The following is a 14278-nucleotide window of genomic DNA, read 5'->3' on the forward strand; positions in this document are numbered from 1 at the left end:
TATGTCAATCAGTATTGTTTTTAGAGATCGCTTCGAGAAGCCTCGACAATCACGCAGCACGCTCCCGGTCGGGAGTCCATGCGGGCGCGGACCGGCCCGTCCGTGCCGAGCAGCCCCTCCAGCAGTGCGAGGTTCATGCCGCACACGAGCGGGGGGAAGCGCTCGGCGACGGCGTGGAACGGGCAGTTGCGCATCCGGACGACGTGCGCGGCCGCCTCGGGCGTCCCCTCTGCCGTCCCCCCGTGGGCACCGGCGTCCTCGGCGTCCTCGGCGCCCTCGGCGGCTTCCAGGTGCGGCTCGTAACCGCGGGCGGCCAGCAGCGCCATCACCTCGTCGAGGTCGCGGCAGGGCGCTGCGGACCCGCGCAGCGACTCGCCGCGGCGGCGCGCGGCCGCGCACAGCCCGACGTCCAGTCCGGCCTGCTCGGCGGCCTCGGCGAGCAGCTCGGCGGCGGTGCGGTAGTCACGGGCCGGCAGGGACACCGACCGCTCGGCCCGCGACCGCGTGTACACCTTGGCGGGGCGGCCCGCCCCCGGCCCCGAGCGGCCCGTCAGCCGGCGGCTGGCGACGTCCAGCAGCCCGGCCTCGACCAGCTTGTCCAGATGGTGCGCGGCCAGCGTGCGTGCCACCCCGGTCGCCTCGGCGGCCTCGTTGCGGCTCACCTCGCGGGCCTGCGCCGTCACGTACTCGTACAGGCGGCGCCGCACCGGATCCTGCAGGGCCGCGATCGCGTCGATGTCCTCCATCGGGCCATTCTAGGAACAATGCAGGTTGGAGATAGAGGGCCGGGCCCGGCCGCCGTGCGCGCTCCGGTCCCGGTCGGCGCGGGGTTCGGTTTTCCGAACCCACGGGTCGGGGGTCTGCACGATCGAATCCCGCTCCTCCCGTGTCCAGGATGAAGGACATGGCTGAAACGACGACGACCACTGCGCTGACCACCCCCACCCCCACCCCCACCCCCGCCGCCGGCGCCGTGCCGGCGCGGGCCGCCGACCTGCACCGCGACTACGGCCGCGGCGCCAACGCCGTCCGCGCGCTGCGCGGGGTGTCGGTGGCGTTCGCGCCCGGCACCTTCACCGCGGTGATGGGGCCCTCCGGCTCGGGCAAGACGACCCTGCTGCACTGCCTCGCGGGCCTCGACCGCCCCACCCGCGGCAGTGTTCACTGGGGCGACACGGAGATCTCGCGGCTGCCCGAGCGCCGGCTGGCGCCGCTGCGCCGTCGGCGCATCGGCTTCGTCTTCCAGACGTTCAACCTGATGCCCGGGATGACCGTGGCGCAGAACGTCGAGCTGCCGCTCCGACTGGCCGGCTCCCGCCCGGGGAGCGGGGCCGTCCGTACGGCGCTCGCCGAGGTCGGGCTCGCCGGGCGTGAACGGCGCCGCCCGGCAGAGCTCTCCGGCGGCCAGCAGCAGCGGGTCGCGATCGCCCGCGCGCTGGTCGCGAGGCCCGACGTGCTGTTCGCGGACGAGCCCACCGGAGCCCTGGACCGTGCCACCGGGCACGACGTGCTCGCCCTCCTGCGCGCCGGGGTCGACCGCGACGGGCAGACCTGCGTCATGGTCACCCACGACCCCGTGGCGGCCGGGTACGCGGACCGGGTCCTGCTGCTGGCGGACGGGCTGCTGACGGAGGAGCTGGAGCGGCCGACCGCGGCGCTGGTCGCGGAGCGGCTCGGCCGGCTGGGCACGGCCGGCGGACCGTTCCCGGCGAGCCGGACGGAGGCGTGAGCACCGTGCCGTCGATCCCCGCCGTCGCCCTCGGCCAACTGCGCCGCCGCCCCGCCGCGTTCGCCGGGCTCGGGGCCGCGCAGCTGCTCGCCCTCGCCACCGTCACCCTGTTCGGCTCGCTGCTCGCCGCCGACCTCACCGCTCCGGCGGGGACGCCCCGGGCCGCCACCGGGCCGGGGGTGACCATCATCGCGGTCGGGTTCGGCGAGATCGCCGTCCTGGTCGCCTTCTTCGTGGTGGTCAACGCACTGGGCTTCGCCCTGCGCCGGCAGCACCGCGAGTTGGCGCTGCTGCGCGCGGCCGCCGCCACGCCACGGCAGATCCGGCGGCTGGTGCGCGGCGAGGTGCTGGCGACCACCCTGCTGGTCGCCCTGCCCGGCTGGGCGCTCGGCCGCCTGGCCGCCGGGAGCTTCCTCACCGCACTGCAGCGGCGCGACATGGCCGCGCCCGCCCTCACGGTGCCCGGCTCACCGCTGCCCGCGCTCGCCGCGCTCGCGGCGGCCCTCCTGGTCGGTCTGGCCGCGTCCGCCGTCGGGGCCCGACTGATCACCCGGCCCGCCCCGGCCGCCGCCCTCACCGCGAGTTCCGCCGAGCCCGGCCGGACGGGAACGGCACGCCTGCTCGCCGGTCTGGCCGCCCTGGGCGGCGGCGGACTGCTGCTGCGACTCGCCGCGACCCGCCCGGCCGACGAGCTGGACAAGGCCGGGCAGGCGGCCCTGCTCGGCTGTCTGGTCCTGCTGGTCGCCACCGCGCTGCTCGGCCCGTTCGCCGCCCGGCTCCTCGTCGCCGGACTCGGCGCGCCGCTCCGGGCGGCTGCGCCGCGCACCGGCTGGTTGGCCGACGCCAACCTGCGCGGCCACGCCCACCGGCTGGCCGCCGCGGTCGTCCCGGTGGCGCTGCTGACCGGGCTGTCCGGCACCATGACGATCATGACAACGACCGCCGAACGGGCCGCGGAGTGCGCCACCGCACACGCCGCGGAGCTCGCCACCGGGCCCGCTGCCTCCAGCGTGACGTCCGCCAACGACGTCTGGCTGCGCCAGGCCGAACTGGCCATGCTGGTGTGCTTCGCCGCCGTGGCCACCGTCAACACCCTGGTGGCCCTGACCGTCGACCGGCGCCGCGAGTTCGCGCTGCTACGGCTGGCCGGGGCGACCCGGCACCGGCTGCTGGCCGTGCTCGGCGTCGAGGCGGTACTGACCGCGGCGGTCGGCGTACTGCTCGGCGCGGGCGTCGCCGCCGCGGCCTCGGCCGCCTTCAGCACGGCGGTCACCGGCACCGTGGTGCCGGCCGTCCCGGCGGGCGCCTGCGGCTGGATCGCCGGCGGGGCGCTCGTGCTGACCCTTCCCGGGATCCTCCTCCCCGCCCTCTGGGCGACCACCGGCCCGGCGGCGTCCCTGGTGGCAGGGGGCGGGCGTGACTGACCGGCAGCTGCCGGGGGCCGCCGGCGCCGCGGCGCAGACGCCCGCGCGGCCGTACCTCTCCGTCCGCGGCGGCGAACTGTTGTTCGCCGCCGCGGGCCTCCCGCTCGCCCTGGCCGGCGGCTTCTACGCCCTCGCGGTCCTGTACGCGGGCACGCTGCTCTCCCTCACCGTCCTCGGGCTCCCGTTCGTCGCCCTGGGCCTCACGGCCGCGCGCGGTCTGGGCGGGCTGCACCGAAGGCTGACGACCCGGCTGCTCGGCGTCGTCGTCGAGCCGCCCCGTCCACGGCACCGGCCGCCCGGTGCGCTCGCGCGCCTGCGCGCCGCCCTGGGCGACACGGTGGCCTGGCGCTCCCTGCTCTACCTGCTGCTGCGCCTGCCGCTCGGGGTGCTGGGCTTCGCCGCCGCCTTCCTGCTGCCGCTCGGCTGCTGCTGGCTGCTGGGCTTCCCGTTCTGGGTCCGGCTGCTGGAGCAGGGCCGGCCCGCCGGCCGGCTGGACGTCGCCGCCGTGCTGCTGGGCGCCGCGCTGGCCGTCGCCGTTCCCGGCGCGATCCGCGCGGCGGGCGCGGCCGAGCGCCGCCTGGCCCGCGGGCTGCTCGGCCCGGCCCGCACCGAGCAGCGGGTCACCCAGCTGGAACACGCCCGCGCCACACTCTCGGCGGCCAACACCGACCGGCTCCGCCGCCTGGAACGGGACCTGCACGACGGCACCCAGGCCCGGCTGGTGGCCCTCGCCATCACGCTCTCCCTGGCCGACGACGCCCTCGATCCCCGGGCGGCGGCCGCCCGCGACGCCGACCGGCTGCGCACCCTGCTCGACCGCGCCCGCACCCAGACCGACGACACCATCGCCGAACTGCGCCGCCTCACCCGCGGCATCCACCCGGTCGCGCTCGACGGCGGCCTCGCCCAGGCGCTGCCCGGCCTCGCCGGCACCGTCCCGGTACCGGTCGCCGTCCGCCTCGACCTGCTCGAACGGCCCGACCCGGCAATCGAGGAGGCCGTCTACTACTGCGCCGCCGAGCTGCTCACCAACGTCGCCAAGCACAGCGGGGCCAGCGCCGCCGAGCTGACGGTGACCTCCGCGGCGGGGCGGCTGCGGCTCACGGTCCGCGACGACGGACGCGGCGGCGCCGCCACCGGCGCCCCACCCGGCGTCGTCGACGGCGCTCGCGGCAGGCAGGGAGGGGCCGCCCGCGCCGGGGCGGACGGCGGAACGGGACTCGCCGGGCTGCGCGAACGGCTGACCGCCGTCGACGGCTCCCTGCACATCGCGAGCCCGCAGGGCGGGCCCACAGTGGTCACCGCCGAACTGCCGGTCGCGCTCTGAGACCGCCTCAGCTCCCGCCCTCCGCCAGATAGGTGAGCACCGCCTTCACCCGGCGGTTGTCCCCGCCGTCCGCCGCCAGGCCGAACTTGGTGAAGACGGCGGCGACGTGCTTCTCCACCGCCCGCTCCGACACCACCAGGTGGCCGGCGATGGCGCGGTTGGAGTGGCCCTGCGCCATCAGCTCCAGCACCTCGCGCTCCCGCGGGGTCAGCGCGTCCACCCGGCTGCGCCGGCCACCGCCCATCAAACCGGTGACCACCTCCGGATCCAGCGCGGTCCCGCCCGCCGCGACCCGCCGCAGCGCCTCCACGAACTCCGAGGTGCGGGCCACCCGTTCCTTCAGCAGGTAGCCGATGCCCGCCGCGCCGCCGGCCAGCAGCCGAGCCGCCCAGACGGTCTCGACGTACTGGGAGAACACCAGGATGCCGACCTCCGGCACGGTGGACCGCAGCTCGATGGCGGCGCGGATGCCCTCGTCCGTGTGGGTGGGCGGCATCCGGATGTCGACCACGGCCACGTCGGGCCGCGTCTCGCCGACCGCGGCCAGCAGTTCGGGGGCCGTGCCGCAGGCCGCCACGACGGTGCAGCCGCGGGCGGTGAGCAACTCGACCAGGCCGTCCCGGAGGATCACGGAGTCCTCGGCCAGGACGACGCGCAGAGGGGAATCGATCATGCACTCATTATTCGGTGGAGGGGCCGGGCAGCCGCATTCGGCCGCCCTCGGCACGGTCGCTTCCGTCCCCGTCTTCGGGGTGGCGGCCGACCCGGTCCGCCGAGGACGCCCGCCGTCCGGTGCTGCGCGCGGCCCGGACGGCCTCGGCCGGAGCCGGGGAGCCACCGTGCCGAGCGGATCCGTCGTGGTCCGGTCCGGTGAAGGGTCGGGGCCGTGGGTGTCGCCGGATCAGCGGAGCGGCAGGGCCAGGTCGGAGGGATCCTCCGGGGTGGAGGCGAAGGCCACGGCGCTGCCGAGCGGGGTGGTGCCGCCGTAGAGGGCGTCGCGGGTGCCGAGGACCAGGGCTAGGCGGTGGCCGGCCGGCACGTCGTAGGCGGTGTCGAAGAGGGTGACGTCGAGTGGGAACGGCCGGCCCGGGGTGCGTCCGCTCCAGCTCTGCGGGCCGTGGGAGATCAGCCGGCCGATGCCGAGGGCGTCCACGTCGTACAGGTAGGCGACCGCCGTGCCGTCCGGGCTGGAGGCGGTGACCGAGGTGTGCAGCCGGGCGGCGCCCCGTACCGAGAGGCCCTGCGGGTACGGCTGTGACTGCCAGGCGCCGGCGGCCGGGCGGGCGAGCAACGGGACGAGAACGGTCGGCGGCTGGTGCAGGGCCTGGTCGACCGCGCCGGACAGCAGCGTCACCCCGGCGCTCGCGCCGGACGGCAGGCCGCCGAGTACGGTCCTCCGCCATTCGCCGGCGGCCGTGCCACCGAGGGCGTCGGCGCCGACGGTCACGTGGTCGGTGCGGGTCGCGACGGACTGCCAGTCGGGGTGGCTCTCGTGGCGGCCGGTCGGGCGGACCTCCAGGTCGACCGGCCGGCGCCGGTCCGCCGGGGCTCCCCTGAGGTGCTGGTCGAGCCAGGAACGGGCGCTGTCCCAGGCCGCGTTGGGGAGCCCGAGCAGACCGGTGAACTCCTGGCTCGCATGGTCGCCCGGGCGCAGCTCCAGACGCTTGGGCACCGTCAGCCGCTGGTAGAAGTCGGTGATCTGGCCGGGGTTGAAGAAGCTGTCGCCCCAGGCGTTGGCCAGCAGGACGGCGGTGCCGTTGGCGTTGATCCGGTCCAGGTAGCGTGCCGGGGAGCGGGTGTCGGCCCAGCGGATGACGCCGGGCAGGGCGCGGTTGTCGAAGAGGTCGTCCAGCACCTGGGCGAACTCGGGGCTCCTGCGGCCGGTCGGGGCCTGGATCCCGGCGAGGACGGCGGCCGCCTGGAGGTGCCGGGTCTGCCCGCTGTACAGCGAGTCGGTCAGATCGGCCCAGCCGCTGAGCGAGGCGACGGCCTTGATCCGCGGGTCGAAGGCGGCGCCGAGCAGGGTGAGTCCGCCGCCCAGGGAGAGGCCGACCATGCCGACGTGCTGCGGGTCGGCGGGCGTCCGGGCGAGGGCCCAGTCGATCACCGCGGAGATGTCGGCCACGTCCTTGGGCCCGGCCACGTCGACCTCGCCGCCGGAGGCCCAGAAGCCGCGCACGGTGTAGGTGACGACGACATACCCGTCCTCGGCGAGCGCGCGACTCTGGGCGACGTACTCCAGGTCGTTCTGCCCCCAGCTGGCGGGCTGCACCACCAGCGGGTAGCGCCCTTGCGGGTCGGCGCCGGGGGTGCCGGGGGGCGGGGTGAAGACGTCGGCCTTCAGGACGACGCCGTCCTTCGCCGGGATGTCGGCCGTCCGGAACCCCGCGGCGCGGTGTGCGGACAGCACCGGTCCGGCCGGGGCGGCGTCCGCGGGCCGCGCAACGGCGCCCGCGCCGAGGGCGACCGCCGCGGCGAGTACCACGCCCGCCGCCCGCTGTGCGCTGCTCCGCCTGGACCGTTCCATCGCTGCCCCTTGAGTTCGAACCGCTCGGCGCTCGAACCACGTGACCTTCGCACCGACGTGACTGGGGATCGTAGCGATCCGGCGGGTCTTCGGAGGAGGCGACGACCGGCCAAACTACTGGCCGGTAATGTTGCTGCGGGGGCGTCGGCCCCGGCGGCCCGGCCCGGACCGCCACCCGTGGTGAGGGACGGGGTTCGGGTGCGGGCCGGGGTCTCGGCGCGGTCGTCAGCTGAGGGTGCGGACCGCGGTGGCGTCGTAGGGGTGCAGGTCCGCGAAACGGCCGGCGAGGACCTTGGCGGCCCACTGCGGGTCCTGCAGCAGGGCGCGGCCTACGGCGACCAGGTCGAACTCCTCGCGCTCCAGCCGGTCGAGCAGGTCGTCGATGCCCTGGACCGGGGCGCCCTCGCCCATGAAGGCCCGGACGAAGTCGCCGTCGAGGCCGACCGAGCCGACGGTGATGGCGGGCCGGCCGGTGAGCTTCCTGGTCCAGCCGGCCAGGTTGAGGTCCGAGCCGTCGAACTCGGGCAGCCAGTAGCGGCGGGTCGAGGCGTGGAAGGCGTCGACGCCGGCGGCGGCGAGCGGGGCGAGGATCGCCTCCAGTTCCCGGGGGGTCTCGGCGAGCCGGGCGTCGTAGTTCTCCGACTTCCACTGCGAGTACCGGAAGATCACCGGGAATCCGGGCGAGACGGCCTCGCGCACCGCGGCGACGAGCTCGGCGGTGAACCTCGTCCGGGCGACCGGGTCGCCGCCGTAGGCGTCGGTGCGGCGGTTGGTGCCCGCCCACAGGAACTGGTCGAGCAGGTAGCCGTGGGCTCCGTGCAACTCGACGCCGTCGAAGCCGATCCGCTCGGCGGCCGCGGCAGCCTCGGCGAACGCGCCGATGACGGCGTCCAGGTCGGTCCGGGTCATCGCCCGCCCCGTTCCCTCGGTGCCGTCCAGCCGCACGCCGGAGGGGCCGATGGCGGGGGCGTCGGCGAACGGCGGGTCGCCCTGCCGGCGCACCATGCCGATGTGCCAGAGCTGCGGAACGATGGTGCCGCCCGCCTCGTGGACGTCCTCGGCCACCCGGGCCCACCCGGCCAGCTGCTCCTCGCCGTGGAAGCGCGGGACGTCGTCGCTCTGGCCCGCGGACTCGTGGCCGACGTACGTCCCCTCGGTCACGATCAGGCCGACGCCCGCGGCGGCGCGGCGGGCGTAGTACGAGCGCACGTCCTCGCCGGGCACGCCGCCCGGGGAGAACCTGCGGGTCATCGGCGCCATCACGATGCGGTTGGGCACGGTCAGCCCGTTGATCGTGACGGGCCGGGACAGGATCTCGGCCGCGCGGGTGGCGGCGGGGGCGGCAGGCTCGGTGACGGTCATGGGCTTCCTCGCGGGTGCCGGCGGTGTGTGCCGGGACGGAAAGGGCTGCCCGTGCCAACCACCTCGACGGCCCCGGCATTTCACCGGCCGCGCGAATCTCGCGGTGATCCGCGTCACGCGGCCGCGGGGCCCCGGCCGTGCGGCGCACTCGCGGCTGCGCGGTCTGCTCCGGCCGGTCGGCGGGACGCGGCCCCGGCTCCGCCGCCGGGCAGGGTGGCGGCGGACCGAGTGCGCCGGCGCGTCCTCGTCGGGCGTGAGCTATCCGGTGACGGGTTGCGGAGCGCCGGAGTGCCGAGTGCGGTGTCCGGAATCGAGTTCCAGACGGGAACCGGTGAAGTCGGCGCGCAGGCGGCGGTCGTGAGTGACGATGACGACCGCGCCCGGGTAGTCGGTCAGCGCTGCCTGGAGGTGTTCGACCAGGGCGGGCGAGAGGTGGTTGGTGGGCTCGTCCAGCAGCAGCAGGTCGACCGGTCGGCTGACCAGGCGGGCCAGTTCGATTCGCCGCTGCTGCCCGTAGGACAGGGTGCCGACCGTGAGCTGCAGATCCGACGGATGGAAGAGACCGAGTGCGAGGAGCGCGTCGGCGTGGTCGTCCGGGGCCCCGGCGCGCCCGTGGGCGAAGGCCTGGAGCACGGTCAGCTCCGGAGCCCACTCGGTGGCGTCCTGCCGCAGGTGGCCGATACGGCCCCGGGTGCGGACCGTGCCCTCGTCGGGTCGCAGTTCGCCGGCGAGGAGCCGCATCAGGGTGGTCTTGCCCGTGCCGTTCGGGCCGGTGACGAGCAGGCGCTCACCGGCTGCGACGTGCAGTGAGGAGAGGCGGAGGCGGTCCGCGACGCGGATGCCGGTGAGTTCGGCCGCGGGCTGCCCGGCCTGCCAGAGCGGTGCGGACCGCGCGGCGTCGACGGTGGCCGTACCGCCGAGGTCGGGAGTGAAGACCAGGGGTTCCGGCGGCGGCGCGACCGGGCGGGCGGTGAGCCGTGCGACGCGCTCCTTCGCATTGCGGACGCGGCTCATGGCGCCGTGGCCGCGTCCCCGGCTGCGGAAGCCGCCGTGGCCGAACACGGACAGGGGCAGCTTGCGCGGGATTCCGTCGAGGCGGGCGACGTTGGTGGAGGCCAGCCTGGTGTTGCGGGCCAGTTCGGTGCGCCAGTCCGCGTACGCGCGCACCCGGTACCGGTGCTCGGCCGCCTTGGTGGCGAGGTACCCGTCGTAGCCGTCGCCGTGGCGGGTGACCCTGCCCTCGGCGATCTCCAGGATGGTCGTGGTGACGCGTTCGAGGAACACCCGGTCGTGCGTGACCGCCAGGACGGTGCCCCGGTGCGCGCGAAGGTGGTCCTCCAGCCAGGCCAGCGCCTGGTCGTCGAGGTCGTTGGTCGGCTCGTCCAGGAGCAGCAGTTCGGGTTGTGACGCGAGGGTGGCGGCCAGCGCCAGCCGTGACCGCTCGCCGCCGGACAGCGTGCCCAGGGCCCGGGCCCGTTCCAGGACGGGCAGACCGAGGCCGTGCAGCGCGATGTCCACGCGGGCGTCCGCCTCGTATCCGGCGCGGGACTCGTAGCGGCCGACCAGTTCCGCGTAGGCGTCCAGGGCCGGGGCGAGCGCCTCCGGGCCGAGGCCGCCCAGCGCGGCCTCGGCCCGGCGCATGCGTAGCTCCAGGTCACGCAGGTCGGCCAGCGCGAGGTCGATCGCGTGCTGGACGGTGGCGTGCGGGGGCAGGGCCAGGGACTGGGCGAGGTAGCCGACGCCTCCGGAGGCGACCACGGTGACCTCGCCGTGGTCGGGACGGTCGGCGCCGGCGACGAGCCGGAGCAGGGTGGACTTGCCCGCGCCGTTGTCGCCGATGATCCCGGCCTTCTCACCGGGCCTGACGGTGAAGGACACGGTGTCCAGGACGGTGCGGTCGTCGAAGCGGCGAGTGACGTTCTGCAGGGAGAGCTGTGAGCGGAGCATGGGCGGGTCCCCCTGTTCTCGGCGCGGCTGCCGGCGGGATCGGGTGGTCGGGGCGTGTGTGTTCGGCGCGTCGGTTGCTGAACGGGAGCGCGCCGGGTACCGGGGCTGCACGACTGTCTGGTCGGCGGGAACGGCCGGGGTGCGTATGAGCGGGCCTCCTTGAGCGGATCGATGACTGGTGAGACGAACCGTCTCGTCTCGTGTTGCTCAACTCTGCAGTACGCGCGGTTCCGCGTCAAGACGAACCGTTCCGTCTCGCCGAGCCCCTGTGTGTGCGGGCCCGGTCGTCGCTCTCGTGTCGCGCCGTCAGGTTGGTCGGCGGTCGGATGGCGGTGCGTTCGGTGGCGTTCCGTCAGGCGGTAGCGGTCCGAGGGTATGGCGATGTCGGAGGCCCGCCCGGAGGTCGGGTGCCTCAAACCGATGACATAGGCTGCCGAACGGCCGCGCGGCCGAGAGGTCCGATGGAAGAGGAGCCGATGGCGCCCCAACGAGACGTCGGAATACCGGGGGCCGTCACTGACGGGACGGCTGGGCCCGGCCTCGGCGGCACGTGGATCTCCGCGCTCTCCTCCGAGGAGTTCGCGGCGATCAAAGGTGTCGGGTTTGATCCGGTCGGGCACGTGTTCGGCGCGGCCGTCTTCAACATCGGGTACACCGGCGTCTGGGGCTGCCCGGGCGCGTGATCGGCCACGGACGGCCGGAAGGCGTCTACTCGCGGTGGGAGTCGTCCTACTCCCTGCTGGTGAAGACGCTGTACGCGGCGCGCACGCTGGCGCTGGCCCGTGCGGTCTCCGGGTGTCGCGCGCTCGGAGGCGACGGCATCGTCGGGGTGGAGCTGAGGGTCGGGGAATTCCCAGCCGGGGGAATGGAGTTCACCGCGTGCGGCACCGCCGTCCGGGCCTGTTCGCGAACCCGGCCGCGCCGGCCCTTCACATCGCACCTGGGCGGCCGGGACTTCGCCAAGCTCGTCCGCACCGGATGGGTTCCCACCGGACTCGCCTTCGGCATCGCCGTCGAGACCCGGCACGACGACTGGCGCAGCCCCGGCCGGATCCGCTGGACCGCCGCGGACCAGAAGGTCGACGGCTACGCCCAGCTGATCAACCACGCCCGCCGCAACGCCCGGAACCGGTCGGCCCTCGACGCCGCCAAGCGCGGTGGTGACGGAGTCGTGCTCGACGACGCGGAGTTGACGGTCAGTGAGGGTGAGTGCACCGCATTCGGATCCTCGCGCGACCTCATCGCGGAGGCGGTCTTCGTCGGCACCTCCATCCCCCGGTTCGGCCGCGCCGGGCGGCCCGCCGGGCCCGGACCACTGACCATCATGAGACTGGAGCGCGAGCACTGAGATGACCGATCGAACGGGGGTGGGGACCGGCCGGGGAAGCCGCGCGGCCGGCTGCGGAGGATGTGCCGGAGGGCGCGATGCGGCGGCTCGCGCAGCTCCAACCGGGGGAGAAGGGCTCGCTCTTCACCTCGGACCTGACGGTGAACGAGTTCCTGCTGGTGCGAGAGGCCGGCTTCCGCCCGCTCGGCCTCGTCCTCGGCTCCTCGGTGTACCGCGTCGGCATCCAGCTCGGCCGGTGGTCGAAGAACCAGGAGCTGACCAAGCTGTCGCAGGCCCTTTACCATGCGCGCGAGTTGGCGCTGAGCCGGATGGAGGCGGAGGCAAGCGCCTTGGGCGCGGACGGGATCGTGGGGGTGCGGCTGGACATCGAGTTCAAGGAGTTCGGTCAGGACATCGCCGAGTTCATCGCGGTCGGTACGGCGGTGAAGGCGGACGGAGCGGACCCGGGGGTGGGCGGTACCTGGCTCAACAACAAGGGCAAGCCGTTCACCTCGGACCTTTCGGGCCAGGACTTCTGGACACTGGTCCAGGCCGGTTACGCACCGTTGGACCTGGTCATGGGGTCCTGCGTCTACCACGTATGACCTGGTCGGTGACCGTTGCCACGCAGCGCTGTTCGCTGCACGCGCCGAGACTGACCACCGCTTCGGCCGCTCCCGCGCCGGCCCCGGCGGACCGGAGGTGTGACGGTGAGTGGCCGGAGCCGGAGCCGGGCGGGGCCCGGCTGCCGGAGTCGGCCGCGGCACCGGTCCGGTACGGGGCCGCAGTCGATCCTTGCGGTACCGGGTGGGCATGACGGAGGATCAGACCGACCCGCCATGATCGACTTCTGCTCGGTCACGGCGGCCGGCCGATTCTCTTCCACCGGGGGGTACCGATGACCACGCACCCAGACCGCAGGCACGACGGCGGCACCGAGGAGGCCGGGCGCAGGCCCGGCCGCCGGGCGCTGCTGGCAGGCATGACCGGGGCGGGGGCGCTCGCGGGCGGCATCGCCCTCGGCGCCCGCAGCGCCTCGGCGGCGCCCGCGGCGGTCACCGCCGGCCCGGCCGACTACGTGGTCGACGTCATCGCCAAGGGCGCCGACGCCACCGGCCGCACGCCCAGCGACGACGCGTTCCGCAGTGCCGCCCTGGAACTGCTCGGGGGCGCCCCCAAGACCGGCTACTCGCCCAAGAAGGTGCTGCTGGTCCCGCCGGGCACGTACCTGCTGACCCGGCCCGACTCGCTGCTGCCGATCACCCACGGCACCGAGAACCCCGGCGTGATCGACGGCATCTCCATCAGCGGGTACGGCAAGCGGCTCTCGCGCGTCGTCTACGCGCCGACCACCCCGAACACGGTCCTCTGGACCAACGACGACCGCTACAAGAACATCCGCTTCAGTGGCCTGACCTTCGAGAGCCGCGACGCCACCGCCACCTTCAACCTCGCGCTCTCCTCCAAGGCGAAGGGCGTCCAGGACACCTGGTACACCGACGTCGAGTGGCACGGCACCTGGAAGGCAGGCATCGTCCTGGACGGGCCGGCCGGCACCTCCAACCTCAACAGCGAGATGGGCTGGGACCACTGCCAGATCAGCGGCTCCTACGCCGACGCCTTCCTGGTGATGGGCGGCAAGCCGGCCGAGGGCCAGCAGGACCAGTTCCTCAACTACTGGTTCCGTGACTGCAAGGTCGAGTTCCAGTCCGGCATCTTCGTGCGCAACGAGCGCGGCGGGTCGATGAACTTCATCGGCGGCTCGTACGTCCTCGTGGACGAGAAGTCGACCGGCACCTTCTTCAAGCTGAACGCCAACAGCCCGCGGAACGACTCGGTGATGCGGCTGTACGCGCAGGGCATCCGCTTCGAGGTGCGCGGCAGTGATCACAAGGTGATCGACTCGGCCTGGTACAAGGGCACCGTCACCTTCGTCTCCTGCGACGACACCGCGAACTCCTTCAAGTCCTTCGCCTCCGGCGCCACCCCGCACGTCTACCGCTTCAACGCGGTCAACCCCTCACGCGGGCCGATGATCCGCTATCAGGACTGTGCCCTGCTCGGCTACCACCACGTGACGACGGCCACCGCCACCACGGCCGGCAAGGTGCTCTACGACGGCTGCCGCTTCGCCGACATGACCACCGCCGCCACCGCCCTGCGCTGGACCGGCCCCGCCCCCTGGTACGAGTTCCGCGACTGCCTCGGAGAGGGCGTCCGCATCCCCGACGTCAAGGGCCCGTAGAGCGCTCGTCCCGGCACCACCGCCGTGGCGCCGCTCGCTCCGGCGCGGGCGGCGGTGGTGCCGGCCGGCCACGCTCCCGGCGGGACTGCCGACCGCCGAAGCGGCCGGGGTGCCGTGGACGGCCCCGAAGCCGTGCTGCCCGGGGCCCGGGAGGCGGCGGCCTGGCGCGGGTGGACCCGCGGGCCCGGCCCGGGAACAGCCCCCGATCGAGCGCCCGTTGCACCGGGCCGGCCTCACCCGGCATGGCCCGGACCGTGTCGGAGCCGCCAACGGGCTGCCGTCCGCACCGGCTGCGGAGAACGCCACTGCGCAGGTCCCGCCGGTGGAGGCGGTCCGTCACCCGGCCCGGGCATGGGAAGATCGTCGACGATGTGCGAGGCGTGCGGGGCC

The 14278-nt window shown here is 74.6% G+C and carries 12 protein-coding genes; 7 read left to right on the forward strand and 5 right to left on the reverse strand.

The window, feature by feature from the left end:
* Positions 1 to 20 precede the first annotated feature (20 nt).
* Positions 21 to 746, reverse strand: coding sequence for a helix-turn-helix transcriptional regulator (locus ACF9IK_RS35225; protein WP_395298120.1), 726 nt, complete (start codon positions 744 to 746; stop codon positions 21 to 23).
* Positions 747 to 904: 158 nt separating this feature from the next.
* Between ACF9IK_RS35225 and ACF9IK_RS35230 the strand changes: the two genes are divergently transcribed.
* The 3 genes from ACF9IK_RS35230 to ACF9IK_RS35240 are packed head-to-tail and all read left to right on the forward strand — an operon-like array spanning position 905 to position 4480.
* A complete protein-coding gene (locus ACF9IK_RS35230; protein ID WP_395298121.1) occupies positions 905 to 1729 on the forward strand; it encodes an ABC transporter ATP-binding protein in 825 nt (274 codons plus the stop codon).
* Positions 1726 to 3153 (forward strand): FtsX-like permease family protein, encoded by a 1428-nt coding sequence (locus ACF9IK_RS35235; RefSeq protein WP_395298122.1) that lies wholly within the window; start codon positions 1726 to 1728, stop codon positions 3151 to 3153. Before ACF9IK_RS35230 ends, ACF9IK_RS35235 begins: the two co-directional genes overlap by 4 nt.
* Positions 3146 to 4480 carry a sensor histidine kinase gene (locus ACF9IK_RS35240; RefSeq protein ID WP_395298123.1) on the forward strand — a complete coding sequence of 445 codons (1335 nt, stop codon included), beginning with the start codon at positions 3146 to 3148 and terminating at the stop codon, positions 4478 to 4480. The genes ACF9IK_RS35235 and ACF9IK_RS35240 overlap by 8 nt, the downstream gene beginning before the upstream one ends.
* A gap of 7 nt (positions 4481 to 4487) precedes the next feature.
* Here the strand turns inward: ACF9IK_RS35240 and ACF9IK_RS35245 are convergent, their stop codons facing one another.
* The 4 genes from ACF9IK_RS35245 to ACF9IK_RS35260 form a co-directional block, all read right to left on the reverse strand.
* Positions 4488 to 5153: a response regulator transcription factor gene (locus ACF9IK_RS35245; RefSeq protein ID WP_395298124.1), complete on the reverse strand. Its 666-nt coding sequence runs from the start codon at positions 5151 to 5153 to the stop codon at positions 4488 to 4490.
* A gap of 228 nt (positions 5154 to 5381) precedes the next feature.
* Complete coding sequence (locus ACF9IK_RS35250; protein WP_395298125.1) at positions 5382 to 7007, reverse strand: CocE/NonD family hydrolase; 1626 nt, start codon at positions 7005 to 7007, stop codon at positions 5382 to 5384.
* Positions 7008 to 7232: 225 nt separating this feature from the next.
* Positions 7233 to 8369: an NADH:flavin oxidoreductase gene (locus ACF9IK_RS35255; protein WP_395298126.1), complete on the reverse strand. Its 1137-nt coding sequence runs from the start codon at positions 8367 to 8369 to the stop codon at positions 7233 to 7235.
* A 258-nt stretch (positions 8370 to 8627) separates the two neighbouring features.
* Positions 8628 to 10316 (reverse strand): TlrC/CarA/OleB/SrmB family ABC-F type ribosomal protection protein, encoded by a 1689-nt coding sequence (locus tag ACF9IK_RS35260; RefSeq protein ID WP_395298127.1) that lies wholly within the window; start codon positions 10314 to 10316, stop codon positions 8628 to 8630.
* Positions 10317 to 10792: 476 nt separating this feature from the next.
* Between ACF9IK_RS35260 and ACF9IK_RS35265 the strand changes: the two genes are divergently transcribed.
* The 4 genes from ACF9IK_RS35265 (at position 10793) to ACF9IK_RS35280 (ending at position 13888) form a co-directional block, all read left to right on the forward strand.
* Positions 10793 to 10999, forward strand: coding sequence for a hypothetical protein (locus ACF9IK_RS35265; RefSeq protein ID WP_395298128.1), 207 nt, complete (start codon positions 10793 to 10795; stop codon positions 10997 to 10999).
* Positions 10996 to 11664, forward strand: coding sequence for a heavy metal-binding domain-containing protein (locus tag ACF9IK_RS35270; protein ID WP_395298129.1), 669 nt, complete (start codon positions 10996 to 10998; stop codon positions 11662 to 11664). Before ACF9IK_RS35265 ends, ACF9IK_RS35270 begins: the two co-directional genes overlap by 4 nt.
* 77 nt (positions 11665 to 11741) lie before the next feature.
* Entirely contained in the window at positions 11742 to 12248 is a 507-nt protein-coding gene (locus ACF9IK_RS35275) for a heavy metal-binding domain-containing protein (protein WP_395298130.1), read from the forward strand.
* Between the two features lie 293 nt (positions 12249 to 12541).
* The gene (locus tag ACF9IK_RS35280) at positions 12542 to 13888 is read left to right on the forward strand and encodes a hypothetical protein (RefSeq protein WP_395298131.1); all 1347 of its coding nucleotides are present in this window, start codon (positions 12542 to 12544) and stop codon (positions 13886 to 13888) included.
* Positions 13889 to 14278 lie beyond the last annotated feature (390 nt).

Origin of the sequence: Kitasatospora hibisci, assembly GCF_043950205.1 — a bacterium.
Lineage (GTDB): Bacteria > Actinomycetota > Actinomycetes > Streptomycetales > Streptomycetaceae > Kitasatospora > Kitasatospora hibisci.